The 18,827-nt window shown below is 41.7% G+C and carries 10 protein-coding genes; 8 read left to right on the plus strand and 2 right to left on the minus strand.

What is annotated here, in order from left to right:
* Nucleotide 1: 1 nt before the first annotated feature.
* From BUF11_RS14645 to carB, 6 genes are all read left to right on the plus strand, one after another.
* The gene (locus BUF11_RS14645) at nucleotides 2–865 is read left to right on the plus strand and encodes a carbohydrate ABC transporter permease (protein ID WP_073589588.1); all 864 of its coding nucleotides are present in this window, start codon (nucleotides 2–4) and stop codon (nucleotides 863–865) included.
* A gap of 45 nt (nucleotides 866–910) precedes the next feature.
* Nucleotides 911–1,702 carry a carbohydrate ABC transporter permease gene (locus tag BUF11_RS14650; RefSeq protein ID WP_073589589.1) on the plus strand — a complete coding sequence of 264 codons (792 nt, stop codon included), beginning with the start codon at nucleotides 911–913 and terminating at the stop codon, nucleotides 1,700–1,702.
* Nucleotides 1,703–1,755: 53 nt separating this feature from the next.
* On the plus strand, nucleotides 1,756–2,190 hold the full coding sequence (locus tag BUF11_RS14655; RefSeq protein WP_073589590.1) for a hypothetical protein: 435 nt from the start codon (nucleotides 1,756–1,758) through the stop codon (nucleotides 2,188–2,190).
* On the plus strand, nucleotides 2,168–3,598 hold the full coding sequence (locus tag BUF11_RS14660; RefSeq protein WP_073589591.1) for a S8 family serine peptidase: 1,431 nt from the start codon (nucleotides 2,168–2,170) through the stop codon (nucleotides 3,596–3,598). The genes BUF11_RS14655 and BUF11_RS14660 overlap by 23 nt, the downstream gene beginning before the upstream one ends.
* Before the next feature lie 329 nt (nucleotides 3,599–3,927).
* Nucleotides 3,928–5,076, plus strand: a complete 1,149-nt coding sequence (locus tag BUF11_RS14665; RefSeq protein WP_073589592.1) for a carbamoyl phosphate synthase small subunit — start codon at nucleotides 3,928–3,930, stop codon at nucleotides 5,074–5,076.
* Nucleotides 5,064–8,264, plus strand: coding sequence for a carbamoyl-phosphate synthase large subunit (gene carB, locus BUF11_RS14670; RefSeq protein ID WP_073589593.1), 3,201 nt, complete (start codon nucleotides 5,064–5,066; stop codon nucleotides 8,262–8,264). Before BUF11_RS14665 ends, carB begins: the two co-directional genes overlap by 13 nt.
* A 96-nt stretch (nucleotides 8,265–8,360) precedes the next feature.
* Here the strand turns inward: carB and BUF11_RS14675 are convergent, their stop codons facing one another.
* The gene (locus BUF11_RS14675) at nucleotides 8,361–10,082 is read right to left on the minus strand and encodes a S8 family peptidase (protein ID WP_084558675.1); all 1,722 of its coding nucleotides are present in this window, start codon (nucleotides 10,080–10,082) and stop codon (nucleotides 8,361–8,363) included.
* A gap of 189 nt (nucleotides 10,083–10,271) precedes the next feature.
* Here BUF11_RS14675 and BUF11_RS14680 point away from each other — a divergent pair, with 189 nt between their 5' ends.
* Both BUF11_RS14680 and BUF11_RS14685 read left to right on the plus strand, forming a co-directional pair.
* Entirely contained in the window at nucleotides 10,272–12,890 is a 2,619-nt protein-coding gene (locus BUF11_RS14680; RefSeq protein ID WP_073589595.1) for a bifunctional diguanylate cyclase/phosphodiesterase, read from the plus strand.
* A gap of 216 nt (nucleotides 12,891–13,106) precedes the next feature.
* Nucleotides 13,107–17,576 (plus strand): family 16 glycosylhydrolase, encoded by a 4,470-nt coding sequence (locus BUF11_RS14685; protein ID WP_073589596.1) that lies wholly within the window; start codon nucleotides 13,107–13,109, stop codon nucleotides 17,574–17,576.
* A 79-nt stretch (nucleotides 17,577–17,655) separates the two neighbouring features.
* Here BUF11_RS14685 and BUF11_RS14690 read toward each other — a convergent pair whose 3' ends face one another.
* Nucleotides 17,656–18,765 carry a peptidylprolyl isomerase gene (locus BUF11_RS14690; protein ID WP_073589597.1) on the minus strand — a complete coding sequence of 370 codons (1,110 nt, stop codon included), beginning with the start codon at nucleotides 18,763–18,765 and terminating at the stop codon, nucleotides 17,656–17,658.
* Nucleotides 18,766–18,827 lie beyond the last annotated feature (62 nt).

The raw sequence follows: 18,827 nt of genomic DNA on the forward strand, positions 1-18,827 counted from the left end.
AGTGAAAAGAAAGAGGAAAAACACTTTAAAAGGATTTCTGTTTGTATTGCCATTTTTAATCGGATTCTTTTTATTCTTTATTATCCCGTTTTTCTGGTCGGTTCAGTTATCTTTTACAAAGGGAGCCGGAGGGACTATATTTGCAGGTATGGAAAATTATATCAGCGTTTTTCAGAGCAAGGCTTTCCGTTTGTCAGCCTATAATACATTCCGGTTTATGCTGATTGGGGTGCCTTTACTGATGGCATTTGCTTTTTTTATCGCATTGGTATTGTACCGTAAGTTTTATGGAGTATCTCTGTTCCGCTCGGTGTTCTTATACCCGTTAGTAGTCCCAATCGCTGCACTGGTGCTGGTCGTAAATGCTTTTTTTTCGAAAGACGGTATCATAAATCAGCTGTATTCCTTCATGGGAATTCCGGTAAAGGATTGGCTTAACTCGGAAGCTGCATTTGGAATTTTAATATTTTTATACATATGGAAATATTGCGGGTACAATATTGTACTGTTTTTAGCGGGTTTAAATTCTATACCGGAGGACTTTTTTCAGGCAGCGCAGCTGGAAGGAGCCAGAAGAGGGCAGATGATAAGGCGGATTATAATGCCATTGCTGGTTCCCAATTTCTTTTTTGTGTTTGTTATCTCGGTTGTCAATTCCTTTAAATGTTTTAGAGAGGCATATTTGATTGGAGGAAACAATCCTCATAAAAGTATTTATATGCTGCAGCATTTTATGAATAATAATTTTCAGAACCTGAATTATCAGAGATTGTCCGTGGCGGCTATTTTTGTCTTTTTTATTATAAGTCTTCTGGTACTTCTGCTTTTCTTACTGAAAAACAGACAGGGAAGAATAGAAATGTAACAGGAATATCAAATCAAGGATTTGATATTCACGAAAGGGGCTACCGTGAAAAAGAAAACAAATATCATTGCCATTATAGTGTTGTCCATACTTGCAATCATAACTATATTTCCTCTTGTTTATACCTTCTTAAATGCTTTTAACACAGGCAGTGCATATGGATTGATTCCAAAAGAGTGGGGAATAAGAGGCTTTTATGAGACGTTTGTCAGAAGGCCGGATTACCTGATTAAGTTCTGGAATTCCCTGTTTATAGCTATATGTATTATTACAGGCCAGTTATTGGTATCCTGCCTGGCAGGATACGGCTTTTCGAGGTTTAAGTTTCCGGGGAAAAATATATTGTTTTATCTGATCATCATCTTGATGATGATGCCTTATCAGGTGACGCTGGTATCCAATTATGCCATACTGGAACGGTTAAACCTGATTGGAAAAGAAGCAGCGGTTATTCTGCCTGCAATCTTCTCTCCTTTTGGAGTATTTTTATTAAAACAGGCATTTGATATGTGTCCGACAGAATTTTGTGAGGCTGCGAAGTTAGATGGTGCAGGAGAAGTACGTACCTTATTTTCTGTTATGATACCAAGAGCCAAAGCGGCAGTTGCCTCCCTGGTTATATTAAGCTTTGTGGATGCATGGAATATGGTAGAGCAGCCGCTGGTATTTTTAAGAAGCCAATACCAGTACCCGCTTTCGGTTTTTCTGTCACAGATGAACGAAAGGATTATTGGCATGGTGTGTGTATGCGGAATTTTGGCAGCACTTCCCGTATTATTGTTATTCCTGTTTTTTGATGAAGATTTGGTAGAAGGAATCTCTTTTACTAAGATTTAAGGCAGTTTTCGGGAAAACCGGCTGAAAATAAAGGAGAAAGATTTGGTGACTATATGACGAGAAAAAGAATTGTAATTTTAATAATATCAGGTATTCTGTTAATAAGCTTTGTCATATTAACCGTTGTATCTGAAAAAGTATACATAGCCCTGCTGCCGGAAGTAACTACCCATACCTTAAGAACCTCAACTTCGAAAGATGGGGTGAATGAAAGATGGCTCCCGGGGGAGTGTGTGCGAAAGAATAGTAAAGGAGAAGATGCAGTTTACGTTGTCCGTGAAAGAGAAGGACGGTTTAGGAAAGAATTTTATGCGGAAGAGGTGGCTGTGGATGTAGAGGATACAAGGGATGACGGATATGTATTAGTTCTTGCCATGGTGCTTGGACATATGGATCCCATAGTAATAGAAAGTAATCTTCCGGTATCGGATCAGGAAGCGGTTAAGTGGATGAATAAGGCAGAATATGATAGGGAACCAATCAGGTAATAAGGTTATTGCCGGCATCTTGGAGGAAAAAATAGTGATTGTTGCCGTGTTAGATGATGGAATTAAGGAAAAAGGATATTCTTGTATTGGGCAGCTTGCATGGAATGTGGAAGTGAATGATGATTTAGAAGTGGTTGACAGGAATAAGCGAAAAACAAACATTGTTACCACTTATAAAAGCGGGCTGCAAAAAGAAGCAAATAACCATGGAACAATTTGCGGGGCCATTATAAAGAAATATGAACCGGATGCCAGATTAGCAAGCGTCAAAGTTATGAATGAAGAAAACGGCAGGGGAGATACTGCAAAAGTGATAAAGGCACTGGAATGGTGTGAAAAGCAGCAGATTTCTATATGTCATATGAGTATTGGGAGCCAGGAGATTGCGGATTACCAAAAGTTTAAAGAAATTCTAAACCGGCTCTTAAAGGCAGGAACGATTATTATTGCAGCAATGTCCAATGACGGAATGTTTTCGGTGCCTTCGGATTTTCCGGGCATAATCCGGGTAAAGGCAGATGATTCACTTAAGGAAAAAGAGTACCTCATAGGAAAGAAAGACTGCTTTGATGCAGACTTCTATGCCCCCGGAATGCATATTTTACCAACAGGTACCGGAAAAGAAGAAGCTATTACTGGGGAAAACAGCTTTGCTGCTCCTGTGATTACAGCATTGGTATGCAGCATACGAAAACATCATCGGGAATACTCCTTAGGGCAGATTATAGAGGAATTAAATCAAGGAGCCCGTAATAAGGAGGAATGTAAGAAAAATTCTCTTTATGTTAACCGGTTTCCTGATTTTAAGGGAAACATGGCATGGCTGGAATTCAATCCCATATCCGGCAGTATCGGAAAAATAAGGGAAAAAAGTGATAAACATATAGGTGTGGTGGTGAAAAAAAGGGTACCTGACTGGTTCTATGAAAAATGCAGGGAAGAAAATCTGTTGTATTTTGCAAAACAAGAATATTGTGAGTCCCTTAAAAGTCCAGACGGTGAAAGAAGAGAACTGCAGATTCCGGTTATAGAGATTGGAGGCAGGCAGACCGAAGTCCTTGAGATGAAAGATTTATTTTCAAATTATCTTAGCAAAAATGGATATCCTAATATTGTTCTTTCGGATATGGAAGAGGCGTCTTCTTTTTCTATGCTTTGGATTCCTGATCTTTTGCAATTTTGGGATACCGCACCGTGGATAATATCCCATTTTAATGCGGCTGCAGCTATTGTCTGCAGAAAAGAAAATACCGATAAAAAAGAAAACTCTTTAGCAGATGTAATGATAGAAATAAAGGAATCACAAATAAGGTGCCGGTATGATAAGAAATATGAAATCTTTGATTTACACAATATGTCCTATTTAAAGGTTATTCAATCAATTGTTGAGTTAATGGAGAGGGAATGAAGAAGCTGGGGGTTGTTGCAAAAGTAATTAAAAATGCGGCAGCCTCCTTTTATGACATAGATAAACGAAGATAGAAGGAAATCTCTTGATTATTTTGAAATAGTAATGTATAATTATATAAAATTATGAATAAAAATAAATAACCACTCCTTATAAATCATACATGAAATTCTAATAAAAAAGTCCTTGTTTTTTTAAAGCGGATGTGTTAGAATTTTAGCAATTTGGGTATCTATAGGCTTAAGGGGGAGAGTAGCATGGCAAAAAGTAAGTATTCTGCTCTTTTTTTTCGGGCAAAAACAGCACATTGAAAGGAACAGGTGGAAGTTATGCAAGCTTTCTTAATACTGGAAGACGGCAATGTATTTGCAGGAACAAGTATTGGTTCAACAAGGGATGTTATCAGTGAAATCGTATTTAATACCTCTATGACAGGCTATCTGGAAATTCTGACGGACCCTTCCTACGCAGGACAGGCAGTAGTTATGACATATCCTTTGATAGGAAATTACGGAGTATGCTATGAGGATATGGAATCGAGAAAACCCTGGGTAGACGGTTATATTGTAAGAGAAATTGCAAGAAGACCAAGCAACTTCCGCAGTGAGGATACTATCGAATATTTTCTGAAGAAAAATGATATTCCGGGAATTGCAGGAATAGATACCAGAGCACTTACCAAGATATTAAGGGAAAAGGGTACCATGAACGGTATGATTACCTGCAAAGAAGATGTGGATATAGAGAAAGCGGTAAAAGAGCTAAAAGCCCATAAGGTAACAGGTGTGGTAAAGAAGGTAACCTGTAAGGAGAAGAAAAGCTATCTGGCTAAGGAGTTTGTTCCTACCAGTGCGGACCTGGCAAGAAGCGGTTTAAAGGTACGTCCCTACAAGACAGGCCACTATAAAGTAGCTTTGCTGGATTATGGTTCCAAGGATAATATTAAAGACTGTCTGCTAAAGAGAGGCTGTGATGTAACCGTTTATCCTGCCCTTACGAAAGCAGAGGAAATCTTTGCGGATAACCCCGATGGTATTATGCTCTCTAACGGCCCCGGAGATCCCAAGGAATGTGTAGAGGTTATTGAAGAAATAAAGAAAATGTACCAGAGGGATGTTCCCATCTTTGCAATTTGTTTAGGACACCAGCTTATGGCATTAGCCTGCGGCGGAGATACCAGAAAGTTAAAATACGGTCACAGAGGTGCAAACCATCCGGTAAAAGATTTAAAGACCGGCAGAGTCTATATCTCTTCCCAGAACCATGGTTATGTGGTAGAAGATGGGACGCTGAAAAAGGAAGTTGCAGAGAAATACTTTATCAATGCAAATGACGGTACCATCGAAGGATATCATTATCTGGGCAAGAATGTTTTCACAGTGCAGTTTCATCCGGAAGCATGCGCGGGTCCGCAGGATTCCGAGTTCCTATTTGACGAATTTATTAATATGATGGAGGTGCAGGTATGCCAAAAATAAAGGATATAAAGAAAGTCCTGGTGATTGGGTCCGGTCCTATTATAATTGGGCAGGCAGCAGAATTTGATTACGCCGGTACACAGGCCTGCCGTTCCTTAAAAGAGGAAGGCGTTGAGGTAGTATTGGTAAATTCCAATCCCGCAACCATCATGACGGATAAGGATATTGCAGATAAAGTATATATTGAGCCATTAACGCCGGATATGGTAAAGAAGATTCTTCTCCTTGAGACGCCGGACAGTGTGCTTCCGACCCTTGGCGGCCAGGCGGCTCTTAATATAGCCATGGAGCTGGAGGAATCCGGTTTCTTAAAAGAAAATGGCATCCGCTTAATCGGAACAACTTCGGAAACTATTAAGAAAGCGGAAGACCGTCAGGAATTTAAGTCCACTATGGAAAAGATCGGTGAGCCCTGTGCTCCCAGTACGGTAGTCACAGAGGTAGAGGATGCGTTAAAGTTTGCAGAAAGCATTGGTTACCCTGTTGTTGTAAGACCTGCTTATACACTTGGAGGAAGCGGCGGAGGTATTGCTGCGGATGCTGAAAACCTTAAGGAAATCTGCTCTAACGGACTAAGATTAAGCCGTGTGGGACAGTGCCTTATTGAAAGAAGTATTGCCGGCTGGAAAGAAATTGAATATGAAGTTATGAGGGATAAGCAAGGGAATTGCATTACTGTCTGCAACATGGAAAATATTGATCCTGTGGGTGTGCATACCGGAGACAGTATTGTTGTGGCTCCTTCCCAGACCCTATCTGATAAAGAATACCAAATGCTTCGCTCCTCGGCTCTTAATATCATAACAGAGCTAAATATTACAGGCGGCTGTAATGTACAGTATGCCTTAAATCCTGATACATTTGAATATTGTGTAATCGAAGTAAATCCAAGGGTAAGCCGTTCTTCTGCGTTAGCCTCCAAGGCAACCGGATACCCCATTGCCAAGGTGGCAGCTAAAATCGCCTTAGGCTACAATCTGGATGAGATCCCCAATGCTATTACCGGCAAGACTTATGCCAGCTTTGAACCTGCACTGGACTATGTAGTAGTAAAGATTCCAAAGTGGCCTTTTGATAAATTCATTATGGCAAAGAGAACCCTGACCACTCAAATGAAGGCAACAGGAGAGGTTATGAGTATCTGCACCAATTTCGAGGGTGCTCTGATGAAAGCCCTGCGCTCTCTGGAACAGAATATTTACAGTTTGAATTACGGCAATTACAGCCAGTATTCCACAGAGGATATCAAAGAATTTCTCCAGCGCATTGATGACCGCCGCTTGTTTGTTATCGCAGAAGCCATCAGAAGAGGAATATCCTATGATGAAATTTTTGAAATAACGAAGATAGACAGATGGTTCTTAGATAAGATTGCCATACTGGTTGAAATGGAAGAAGAGTTAAAGAATAAACCTCTTACCAAAGAGCTTTTAGAGGAAGCCAAAAAGCTGGAATATCCTGACCGTGTAATTGCAGAACTTACGGGAAAGAGCTTGGAAGAAGTCAAGAAACTTCGCAAAGAGGAATATAAGATACTTCCTGCTTTTAAGATGGTAGATACCTGTGCGGCGGAATTCGAAGCCAGTACTCCGTATTACTATTCCTGCTATAAGAGCGTCAACGAAGTGGAGGAGACAAAGGACAGAAAGAAGGTTATGGTTCTGGGCTCCGGTCCCATCCGTATTGGCCAGGGTATTGAATTCGATTATTGTTCTGTGCACAGTGTATGGGCTCTTTCAAAGGCAGGCTATGAAACAATTATTGTAAACAATAACCCGGAAACAGTAAGTACAGATTTTGATATAGCGGATAAGCTGTATTTTGAGCCTCTTACACCGGAAGATGTAGAGTCGATCGTAGACTTAGAGAAACCCGACGGCGCAGTAGTTCAGTTTGGCGGGCAGACTGCCATCAAGTTGACAGAAGCACTTCTTAAGATGGGTGTGCCCATACTTGGAACCAGTGCGGAAAATGTAGATGCAGCAGAAGACAGAGAATTGTTCGATGCCATCCTGGAGGAGTGCTCCATTCCAAGACCGGCCGGAAAGACTGTATTTACAACGGAGGAAGCTATTACGGTAGCAAATGAATTAGGGTATCCGGTATTAGTAAGACCCTCCTATGTATTAGGCGGACAGGGTATGCAGATTGCCATTTGCGATGAAGATATCCGTGAATTCATGGACATTATCAACTTAAATGTTCAGGAGCATCCTATTCTGGTAGACAAATATCTGATGGGAAAAGAAGTGGAAGTAGATGCGGTTTGTGACGGAGAAGATATCTTAATACCCGGCATTATGGAGCATGTAGAGCGTGCTGGTATTCATTCCGGAGACAGTATATCCGTATATCCTGCCCAGAATGTATCGGAGAAATTACAAAAGGTTATCGTTGAATATACCAGAAGACTTGCAAAGTCCCTGCATGTTATCGGACTAATCAATATACAGTTTATTGTTTATCATGATGAGGTATATGTAATCGAAGTAAATCCCCGTTCCAGCCGGACAGTGCCCTATATCAGCAAAGTAACCGGTATTCCTATCGTAGAGCTTGCATCACAGGTGATTTTAGGTGCTAAATTAAAAGAATTGGGCTATGGAACAGACCTGGCTCCAAAAGCCGGCTACATTGCTATCAAGATGCCGGTGTTCTCCTTTGAAAAGCTGTATGGTGCGGATATCAGCCTGGGACCGGAAATGAAATCTACCGGAGAGTGCTTAGGAATTGCAAAGACCTTTAATGAAGCACTTTACAAGGCATTCTTAGGAGCAGGCATTAATCTTCCAAAGCATAAAAAGATGATAATTACGGTGAAGGATGCAGATAAGCTGGAGGCTGTGGAAGTAGCAAGAAGATTTCGGAACTTAGGTTATGAAATCTATGCAACCAGGAGCACAGCAAAGTGTCTGAATGATAATGGCGTGAAGGCAATACCCGTAAATAAGCTGGATAAGGAATCCCCTACTATTATAGACCTGATTATGGGGCATGAAATCGACCTGGTAATTGATACACCCACTCAGGGAAGAGATAAATCCAGAGATGGTTTCTTAATAAGAAGAACCTCCATTGAAAACGGTGTAACCTGTCTTACTTCCCTTGATACGGCGGGGGCTCTGGTAACAAGTCTTGAGAACGCAGATATAAAAAACATCTCACTCGTAAATATAGCAAATCTGTAAAAGTATAGAAAAAAGCTATATGAAAAAGCTGTTAACAGTCTGTATATAGAGGAATATATCCTTTGTAAGATAGCGTGTTAACAGCTTTTGACTTTATCACTGCTGATAGGAGCCGGGAACCGTTTCGCCGCGCAGGCTGTTAAAGGAATTGTATATGTCCAGAATGCCATAACCCCAGTCTCGGTTAGGGTAAGTCAGATTCGGATCTCTTCTTGCACCGCGCAGCATCAGATTTTTAATCTCGACACTGTCAAGCTGAGTATAATACCCCTCTGTAATGCCCCATTGTAAAACCATAGCTGCAACTCCCGCAGTATGGGCAGCTGCAACGCTGGTACCTGACATCGTGGTATATTGGTTCCCGGGAGCCGGACCAGTTAGATTTACTCCGGGAGCCGCAAGATCCGGGTTAATGGCATTTGTTCTGGTAAACCCCCTGCTGGCATTAAGATAAAGGGCGTTGTTGGTATAGTTGTAGGCAGTAACGATAATCGGTATTATGGTGTTGCCGGGGGAAGTAAGCGTAGTGTAAGGAGTGGGTTCCACAAAGGCGGTATTTTGATCCAGGAACTGTGATATGGGAAGCCATATATGAAAGTTTGACTGCAGATCACTGCTGGAATACACCCGGAAACGCCAGATTCCCTCCGTTGGTGATGTAAAGCGCATTAATATCAGCTGGTCTCCTGTTTGGGATTCTACCAATTGGTAATCTATATAAATAACAGTTTTTTCAAAAATGAAACGGATTACTCTGGTTTCACCGATTCTTGCCGGGATACGGGGTATATACTCACCGGTAGGCGAGAGTATATCAATGGAAAAAGTACTTGGAGCTTCCCCCCAAAGCTCCATGGAAAAACCAGCTACATTGGTGCCTACATGGAGGTCTACCGTTATAAAATCGGTGGAGCTTTGAATATTTCCCTGAAAATGGTGACCTGTGTTTCCTTCATTTCCACCGGCAATTGTTATGGACACACCGTTGTAGTCAGCTAATAGGGATAAATAGCTGCTTAACACGCCTCTTTCATCGTGGGCACCCTGTGAGGTGCCAAAGCCAATACAGATGGATACAGGCAAGGACAGATTTCTGGCAACAGCCATTAAATAATTGACACCAAATATGATATCTGTTTCCGAATAACAAATAGCATTTGCGGGAATCCGGAAGAAATCCCGGATAAAAGGTTTAGCCTGTTTCAATTTTACTACTACGATAGCAGCATCAGGAACAACGCCGGAAAAATTATGTATTTCGCTGGTATTGCCGGCTGCAATACCGGCAAGGAAAGTACCATGCCCGATTTCGTCCGTGCTTGGAACCACAGACAGGGGATCAGGACTTGTCAGTGCCTGGTTAATTTGTTCTCTGGTGTATTCACTGCCATATAAAAATCCAGTGGGGGGAGGGCCCGTCTGAATAGTTTGGTCCCATATAGAAACAATTCTGGAAGTTCCGTCAGCATTACGGAAAGCTTCATGAGTATAATCAATTCCGGTATCTATGATGCCGATTATAATCCCATTTCCTCTTAGATTAAAAGCAGGGATATTGCGGACTCTGGTTACTCCTGAACTTTCAAGACTGCCGGTATCCATAAGGCCGAAACAGCTGGGAAAGACGCCGTAACCGTAAGATTGGATCATATTGTCGGGTACATTTGCAATTGGTACAAACACAGCAGTATGATTATTGGTAAGAGGAGTTTGGCAAGTGTTTTCTATTGCTAGAAACCGACTTAGCGGGGAACCATTTTCCACAATAAAGTCAGCGTATTCATTACTAGTGATGTATTGTCTGCAATCCTGGTCCACGGCCTCATCTCCCAAAATAGTTTTACTAACTAAATATATGAGGGAATATCATTATTATTCGCTGAAACACAAAAATCACAGCTAAATAGCGGTTGTGGAATAGAAAAAAGCATGTTATAATATCAATGATTGTACGTGTAAATACTCAAGGATGGCAGGAATTTACAACATGGATGGTAAAAATTAGATATGTCTGACATAAGAAAAAACACCTTTCCTAAAAGGTATATATATACAGAGGAGCAACTTATAGATTTCTTTACCGGAATCTTTCTTCCAGAGGGAGTTATCAGCGATTATGTGCAAAAGGATAATTGCATTGAATTTATCTGCAATGATACGGTTTATTGCGTTCTTATGGATGGAAGCAATTGGAATGAAATCAAACAGGAGCTAAGACACCGGAAAGAGTTAAAAATAATGGAGAAAAACAGAATAATGGAACAGGAAAAGTTAGATACACTGACCGGATTGTATCATAAGGAGTACAGCCGGACAGTGATAGAAGAATTCCTTAAGGTTTCTGGGCCGGAACAATGTCATGCACTTATGCTGGTAGATATTGATAATTTTGATGCGGTAAATGAAAATTTAGGCTATCTATTTGGAGATACCGTATTGGTTAATATTGCAGAAGCCCTGCGTAAGAATTTCTACGATACAGATATTGCAAGCCGTATCGGCGGAGATGAATTCCTTATCTTTATTAAGAATGTTACCAATACAGAACTTTTAAAGGAAAAAGCAAGAATTATCTATTCTGTTTTTGCCAATACCTACACAGGAGAAAATAAAAATTATAAATTATCCTGTAGTATTGGAATTTCAACTTATCCCAATGACGGAACGAATTTTGACGAATTATTTTTAAAGGCTGATGCAGCACTTCTTTATGACCGGGAGAATAAGACCGGTAATGAGAAGTTTGACTATGGGTGTTTCTTTCATGAGATTGTTAATCCTGTACTGTATTTGGACAAGGATTGCTTTGAAAAGTATCATATAAACCGTACCAAGGGCTTTGGTAGCAATAATTTCGATAAGGAAATAACAGCATTTGCCTTTGATATCATGTCGAGGACCAAGGATGTTAACAGTGCTATTAACCTGTTGTTAAATAAAGTAAGAGTACAGTTTGGCTGCACGCAGATTTGCATATTTGAGTATGCTTCGGATTCTCCTGATTTTAAACTGACCTATATTTGCTCTAATGACAGAATGGAGGCAAACGAGAAGGAAAAAGAGGAATTTGCCGGTTATTTAGATGGACATGCCTTTACTTTCAGTGAATCAGGAGTGTATTCACTGGCTGAAATACAAGATAAAGACAGAAAAGAAGAAACCTTAAGAAAACTGGGAGTAAAGGCTTTACTCCAATGTGGCATATTTGAAAATGACAGCTTAAAGGGATGCATTAGTGTTCATGATTATGAAAGGCTTAGAAATTGGAGTGATTATGAGGTGGATTCCTTCCTTACCATAACGAAGGTAATCTCTTCCTATTTGTTAAAACTAAGAGCTTCCGAACGTGCCAGCAAGCAATTATATAAAATGAGGAATTTCGATGTTCTTACAGGGCTGCCTACTTTGCATAAATTTAAGAAGGATGCCAGAAGTATAAAGAACAATTCGGAAAATAAATGTGCGATAATCTATTCGGATATTACGAAATTCAAATACATAAATAACACACTGGGGTACGAAATCGGTGATAGGATCCTATGTGATTTCGCCTCAATTATAGCGAAAGAAAATGGCAGCAAAGAAGGAATTGCCAGGATTTCTGATGATAATTTTGCAGTATGTCTTTCTTATCGGAAAGAGGATGAGATAATTCAATATATCCAGAATGTGTATGATAAGTTTAGTATGGTGCAGAAATCGAAGTATCCCGGCACCAGATTCATTGTGGCAAGCGGTATTGCCTTGGTTGATCCGGGGGAGGATATTACGGTTGCCATCGATAATGCAAATGTTGCCCGCAAGACAATCAAAAATACATCAAAGTCTACCTATTGCTTTTTTGATATTAATATGCAGTTAAACCTTAAAAAGGAAGCAGAGATTAATAATACCATGGAACAGGCTTTAAAGGACAGGGAATTTGTAGTATATCTGCAGCCCAAGGTCAGCCTTCAGGATAACAGTCTTGTAGGAGCAGAAGCCTTAGTACGCTGGATAAAAGATGGAATTATAATTCTGCCGGGAGATTTTATTCCCATATTTGAGAATAACGGTTTTGTGGTAAACCTGGACTTCTATATTTACGAAGAAGTATGTAAGATTATCCGTGGATGGTTAGAACAGGGGAAGAAGCCGATACCCATATCTGTAAATGTTTCGAGAGTGCACTTGCATGATGAAAGATTCGTAGATGAGATTAAAAAACTGGCCGATTCTTATGAAATACCTTATAATTTGCTGGAATTAGAGCTTACTGAAAGCATCTTTTTAAATAATACGGAAGCTGCTATCTCTGCTATGAAGAGGCTTCGAAGCCTTGGATTTGGAGTATCCATTGATGACTTCGGAGCAGGATATTCCTCCCTTAACCTGTTAAAGGATATGGCAACCGATGTTATTAAGCTGGATAAAGAATTTTTTGGACATGACAATATGCAAAGAGAAGAACAGATTATTGTTTCCAGTATTATCAGCATGGCAAAACAGCTTAACATGAAGGTATTATCAGAAGGTGTTGAAACGCAAAACCAGTCGGACTTTTTGAAAAGCGTACTGTGTGATATGGCGCAGGGATATTTGTATTCCAGACCCATACCGGTTGCGGAATTCGAAAAATTAATATAAAGCCGAAGAGGCATTATTATAAAGAAATAAGGACCCGTTATAAAAGAGAGATCAAGCTCCTTTTATAACGGGTCTTTTATAAAAAAAAGATACTTTTTTAAAATTTTGACCCTTTTCCAAAAATAGCTAATCCTTTAGTATTTATAGTAGTATTTGTTTACAGAAAATACATATTCTCTGAACAAATCTTGTGCAAAATTTCTTAAGGAGGTATTTATGGGAAAGGGGAAAAGAAAAAAGCGAATTGCTCTGTATTTCAAAAGAGCGGCAGTGGCAATGCTTGTAATGGTCATGTTGTTACAACCGATTCCGGGAACCGCAGGAAGCTCTGTAAAGAGTGTTGAAGCGGCGGTTACAACAGGGGATTACATTGATTTACAGAACACGGCGACAGAGCTGTGGGTAGGCGGAGATAACGGTTGGGGCGGCTCACACGCTGCTGTGAGCGAAAACGGTACGAAAGCAACGATTGATATTTCTAATTTTGGAGTTGGAGAAAATGAATGGACACTTCAGTACATGGTAAAAGACCTGGGACTGAAAAGCAGCACCAAATATCAGGTAGAATTTGACATCACCTCAACGATTGACAAGGAGGTGTTCATTAAGCTGGATGATACTGGTCTGATTGAAGATTCAATCAACCTGACAGAAGGGACGAAGTATCATTACAGCAAAGAGTCTGCAGCAGGTACTCTTTCAGCCGATAAACAATTTTTATACTTTGCCCTCGGCAGGAAAGGGAGCGAGGCGAATGACCTAAACGGTACGGTTACCATCGAGAACGTAAAGGTTGAAGAGGTTAATGATACGGAAACGGCAGCCGATATCACGGTAAACAAAAAGGGAACAAGCGTAAAGTTCCAGTTAGAAAAGGATGCGGCCGCTGCGACAGCAAAGGTATATTATGCCGTCTGCGCTTCAGAAGCTTTAGCGGATACGTTGAGTGTCGGAGATGCAGCCTTTAAAGAGTGCATAATGTCAAAGAAGGCAAATGGTATCTGGGAAGTATCGGACACCGTTGCTTTGGCAGACGGCCAGGTTATCCGCTATTACTTTGATAAAGACGGCGTGGCAGCAACACCGGTAAATTATACTTTTTCCGGCTTTACGGCAGTGGACTATACATATGACAATCAGGCAGACCTTGCTGCCGAAGGCTTTTCTCTGGCTTGGGCCGATGAATTTAACGGCACGGAGCTGGACCCTAATAAGTGGTCCTTCCAGATAGGAACAAAAGACCCCAACGGCGGACCTGATTATTGGGGGAATCAGGAGAAGGAATATTATACCGATTCAAACCATGCGGTAAAGGACGGTAAGCTGGTCATTACAGCAAAACAGGAGTCAAAGGAAGGTATGCCATATACTTCTACCCGTATACGCACCAAGACGGATGCCGGCGATACGCTCTATGCTGCAAGATACGGACGTATCGAGGCAAGAATGAAGCTGCCTGCAGAAGAAGGACTCTGGCCGGCATTCTGGATGCTTCCGGCTGACACTTCTACTTATGGAACCTGGGCGGCCTCCGGAGAATTGGACATCATGGAAGCGAGAGGCCGTGTTCCGGATAAGGTTGGCGGAACGATTCACTTTGGTTCACAGTGGCCGAACAATACCTACTATGGAAAAGAGAAGACCCTTGATTCTTCAACGGATATTGGTGCCTATCACTTGTACAGCGTGGAGTGGGAACCGGGTAAGATTACATGGCTGGTGGATGATGTACCGTATTTCTCTACAGGAAACTTCTGGAGCAAGGATTCCGGGAGTGCAGAAAACTATGCTTATGGAGCGCCCTTTGATGTGCCCTTCTATCTTATTTTGAACCTGGCAGTCGGCGGAACCTTTGATGGAGCGGCTAATCTGGGAAATGCCGAGTTCCCGGCAGATATGGAGGTTGATTATGTCCGCGTATACAAGAAATCAGATGCTTACTATCAAAACCTTGAGGACAATCTGACAACTCCGGAGACGGACAGGGACAAGACGAGCTTTGAAAGCCCGGCATACCAGCCGGCAGGCGTTGATGGCGACTATGTTAAGGATACTGCATTTGATACCTTAAAGACTGTTACTGAGGTAAAGCCGGACGACACTGACTGGCAGTTCTTTGTAGGTGCTTTTGGCGGTGAGGCAACGGTTACTAAGGATACCATTGATGGTACGGCCTATGCAAAGGCCAGTATTACGAAAGGCGGAGACCAAAATTATGCGATTCAGCTGATAAAGCATTTTCCGTTTGCAAGCGGCTATACTTATGAAATCAGCTTTGATGGGTTGGCTTCTGTTAACAGGGAATTTCTGCTTAAGCCATGCGGCGATGCTGATAACGGCTGGGCAGGTTATGGCACATCAAAGACATTTGGTCTGACAACTACCATGACACATTATACACATCAGTTTACGATGGATAAGGATTCGGACCCCACTGCCCGCCTGGAGTTTGATCTGGGTCGTGAGGCGGGTGATGTCTGGATTGGAAATGTTGTCGTAAAACAGGTAGAACCGGAAAAGGCCGATACCACAGATATCTTTAAGAACCCGGATCAGAATGGAGGAAACCACATTTACAACGGTTCTTTTGACCAGGGAGCCGGACGGCTTGCTTTCTGGCGCACCGAGAATGTGGCTGTGAATGTACCGGGTGTAATTAATCAGGAATATGACGCAGTTACAGGAGATAAAGGAGATTTCAGCCGCAGGGCACTTGTGACAGCAAATGATAGCAATGCAAGGATTTATCAGAATGGTATTTGGCTGCAGCAGTCAGATATCTATCAATTGAGCCTGAACCTGTCATCCCAGGCAGCAACCAAGGTTTCCGCCGTGCTTACGAACAAAGACGGATCCAGGGTTTATATGAAGAAGAACCTTGACGTTACGGGAACCGGCACCGAAGGATTTACGGTGAACTTTGCAATGCCTAAGGGAGTAACAGATAAAGAGGCTGTATTTTCACTGGTATTTGAAAAGGGAAGCACCGTATCGGCAGACAACATCCGTTTGGTACGTACCACCAATAATAATGTAACAATAGATTACAGTGGTGTTGTTTTAGAGCCGGTCAAGACTGATTCAACAGGATGGATAAATAATTTGAATAATGGCGGCTCCGTTACCCCTGCGGCAAATCAGGATGGGGAGATTACCAGCCAGACGGTAACCAATCAGCTGAATTATATGAGCATGCTGTATGTTCCTGTTTCTGTTAAGAAGGGAATTACCTATCACTTAAGCTTTCAGGCAAAGTCACAGTATAATAATTCTGTCATGTTAAATATTCAGGAGGATAATAGCTGGGCGGTGACATTGGAAGGGAATTTGAATATGAAGGCCGAAGAGTGGCAGGAGTTCAACTATACCCTTAATTCAACGCTCACAAATGGCAGCAATCCGATTTTCTTGAAGTTCTTACTGTCCGGTCCCGATGTGATAGCGGGTACCTTTAAGGTAAAGAATGTATCCATGACCGCAGAAGTTTTAGAAGGTGCCAAGGATGCACCGGCAGATACTATCTTAAGCAGCAACCCGCCGGTCGAGGGCAGCGATTATGTAATTGCCTTAAAGGACGGCGACTATAAAACCAAGTTCTTTAACTGCGTGGAAAAACCTGACCGAAAAGCTCTGGTTATGGTAAACGGCTCTGCTTTGCCCGATGGGTCTGTTAAAGACGGAACGATTGTCATTCCTGCTTCCATCCTTGGAAGAGGGGCTTATACGATTGAACTGGCACTGGATGGTTTCAACAGCATCACACTTTTGGGAACTGTAAAGGATGCTGTAAATCCGGGAAGTAATCCAGGGAATAATACGGCAGATAATAACAAAAAGGTAACGGATGCGGCTGCTCCGGTCATCGTAACACAGCCTGCAGGCGGAAAATATGTATACAATGAGGCAGCAGCCAGCCTGTCCGTAAGAGCAACTGGCGACGGAACATTAAGCTACCAGTGGTATAAGAACAATGCTGATACCGCATCAGGGGCATCCGCCATCAGCGGAGCAACCGGGGCAAGCTATACACCTTCCACGGCAAAAGTCGGAAAAGCATATTATTATTGTGTGGTAACGAACACCAATAAGGAGGCAACCGGTGTCAAAGATGCAACTGCCACAACCAATCTTGTAACCGTAGAGGTGACAAAGGCGGCAAATACGATTACCGGTGTTGGTAATGTATCAACGGTATATGGCAGTGCGGCATTTACGTTAACGGCAAAGGCAAAAGGAACGATTACTTATAAGTCCTCCAATCCGAAGGTTGTAGCCGTAGATTCTAAGAGCGGCAGGGTAGTCATCAAGGGAACCGGTAAAGCGACGATTACCGTTACTGCGGACGGGAGTGGCAATTACAAGGCCGGGGTAAAGAAAATTACTGTTACTGTGACTCCGAAGAAAGCAACTGTAACCAGCTTAAAATCCGGCAGGGCGAACAGCCTGACGGTGGCATGGGCGAAGGATACGAGGGCAGCAGGATATGAAATCCAGTATTCCACAGGCCGTGATTTTAGCAATGCCAAGACGGTAACAGTCAGCAAAAACGTGGCAACTACCAAGACTATCAGCAAGTTAAAAGGCGGAAAGACCTATTATGTACGTGTACGTGCATATACCAAATCCGGTACAGCAATCTTAACCGGAAGCTGGAGCGCTGCAAAGAAAGTTGTTGTCAAAAAATAATCAGAAAAATACCCTGATAGTTAAACACGATCTCTTTTTCTGTGTTCAACCATCAGGGTATAGTTTGTTGCTTTTTGTATTATTTTGTCGTGCTTTCCGTAGGTGTAGGAGTATCGGTTGCAGCAGGGGTAGGTGTTGAGGTTATTCTCTCTGCTTTGGGAACCGTTGTTTCACCCATTACTATCTTAGACCATACTTTATCATTTACTGTGATCTTGTAATCCTTTTTGATCTCATCTTCATATTTCTTTGTAAAAGCATCATTCTCTGCCTTTGTTACAGCTTCTTTGACTGCGGCATCGTAGCTTTCAGAGTTGTTGTTATCCTTCATTTTTATGATGTAATAACCGGCGGTTGTTTCGATAACGCTATCGGCTACAGCATCATTCTTAAGCTTTAAGGCAGCGGTCTGATAAGCTTCATCTGCTTTGCCATCATCCTTTACAAAGTTAAGAGTGCTTGTAGTCAGGCTGTCGTCCTCTTTTACGATATCGGCAAATTCTTTACCTGCTTTTACTTCTGTTAAAGCCTTGTCAATAGAAGCCTTAGCAGCAGCTTTTTCCTTATCGGAAAGTTCAACTGTTTTAGAATCCTCATATTTTGTAGTGGCAGCAAACAGATATTCCGTATTGTACTGTCTGTATTTATCGCGGTCAACGGTAGACTTTACATCATCTTCCTTAATATTTAAACCGTCAACAACAAACTCGTAATACTTATTTGCAATCTGCAGCTTTTCCTGTGCCTTTGTAAGATTTTCCGTAGTGAATCCCGTTAAATCTAACTGCTCTTTCTTATCCTTTAAAGAAGTCATTACAGATTCTACATTGGTTTTAATCGTTGCCTTTTCATCATCAGTAAGGCTGTACTTTGCATCTTTTGCCTTAAGGTAAAGGATTTCCCACATAACGGCGGCATCCATTGCGCTCTGCTTCATCTGCTCTCTCATGGTAACGCCTTCGATATCCATATCCCAATAACCAGGATAATACTGGGCATACATCTGTCCCTGAGCTTCCATGGCGTATATGAAATACATCATATCCTGCATGTAAAGTTTCTCGTCGTTAATGGTTACTACCAGATCACCGGTAGAGCTTGTCTTTTTGCTGCAGCCGGCAGCCAACATCATTCCTGCTATTAATGTAACAATTAACAGACGGGATATGATTCTTTTTGATTTTTTCACGGTGTTTCCTCCATTATATGTGATTCATGCACAATTATAGATAGCGGCACATATATCCATTT

It is taken from the genome of Anaerocolumna xylanovorans DSM 12503 (assembly GCF_900143645.1).
In the GTDB taxonomy this organism is placed as follows: domain Bacteria; phylum Bacillota; class Clostridia; order Lachnospirales; family Lachnospiraceae; genus Anaerocolumna; species Anaerocolumna xylanovorans.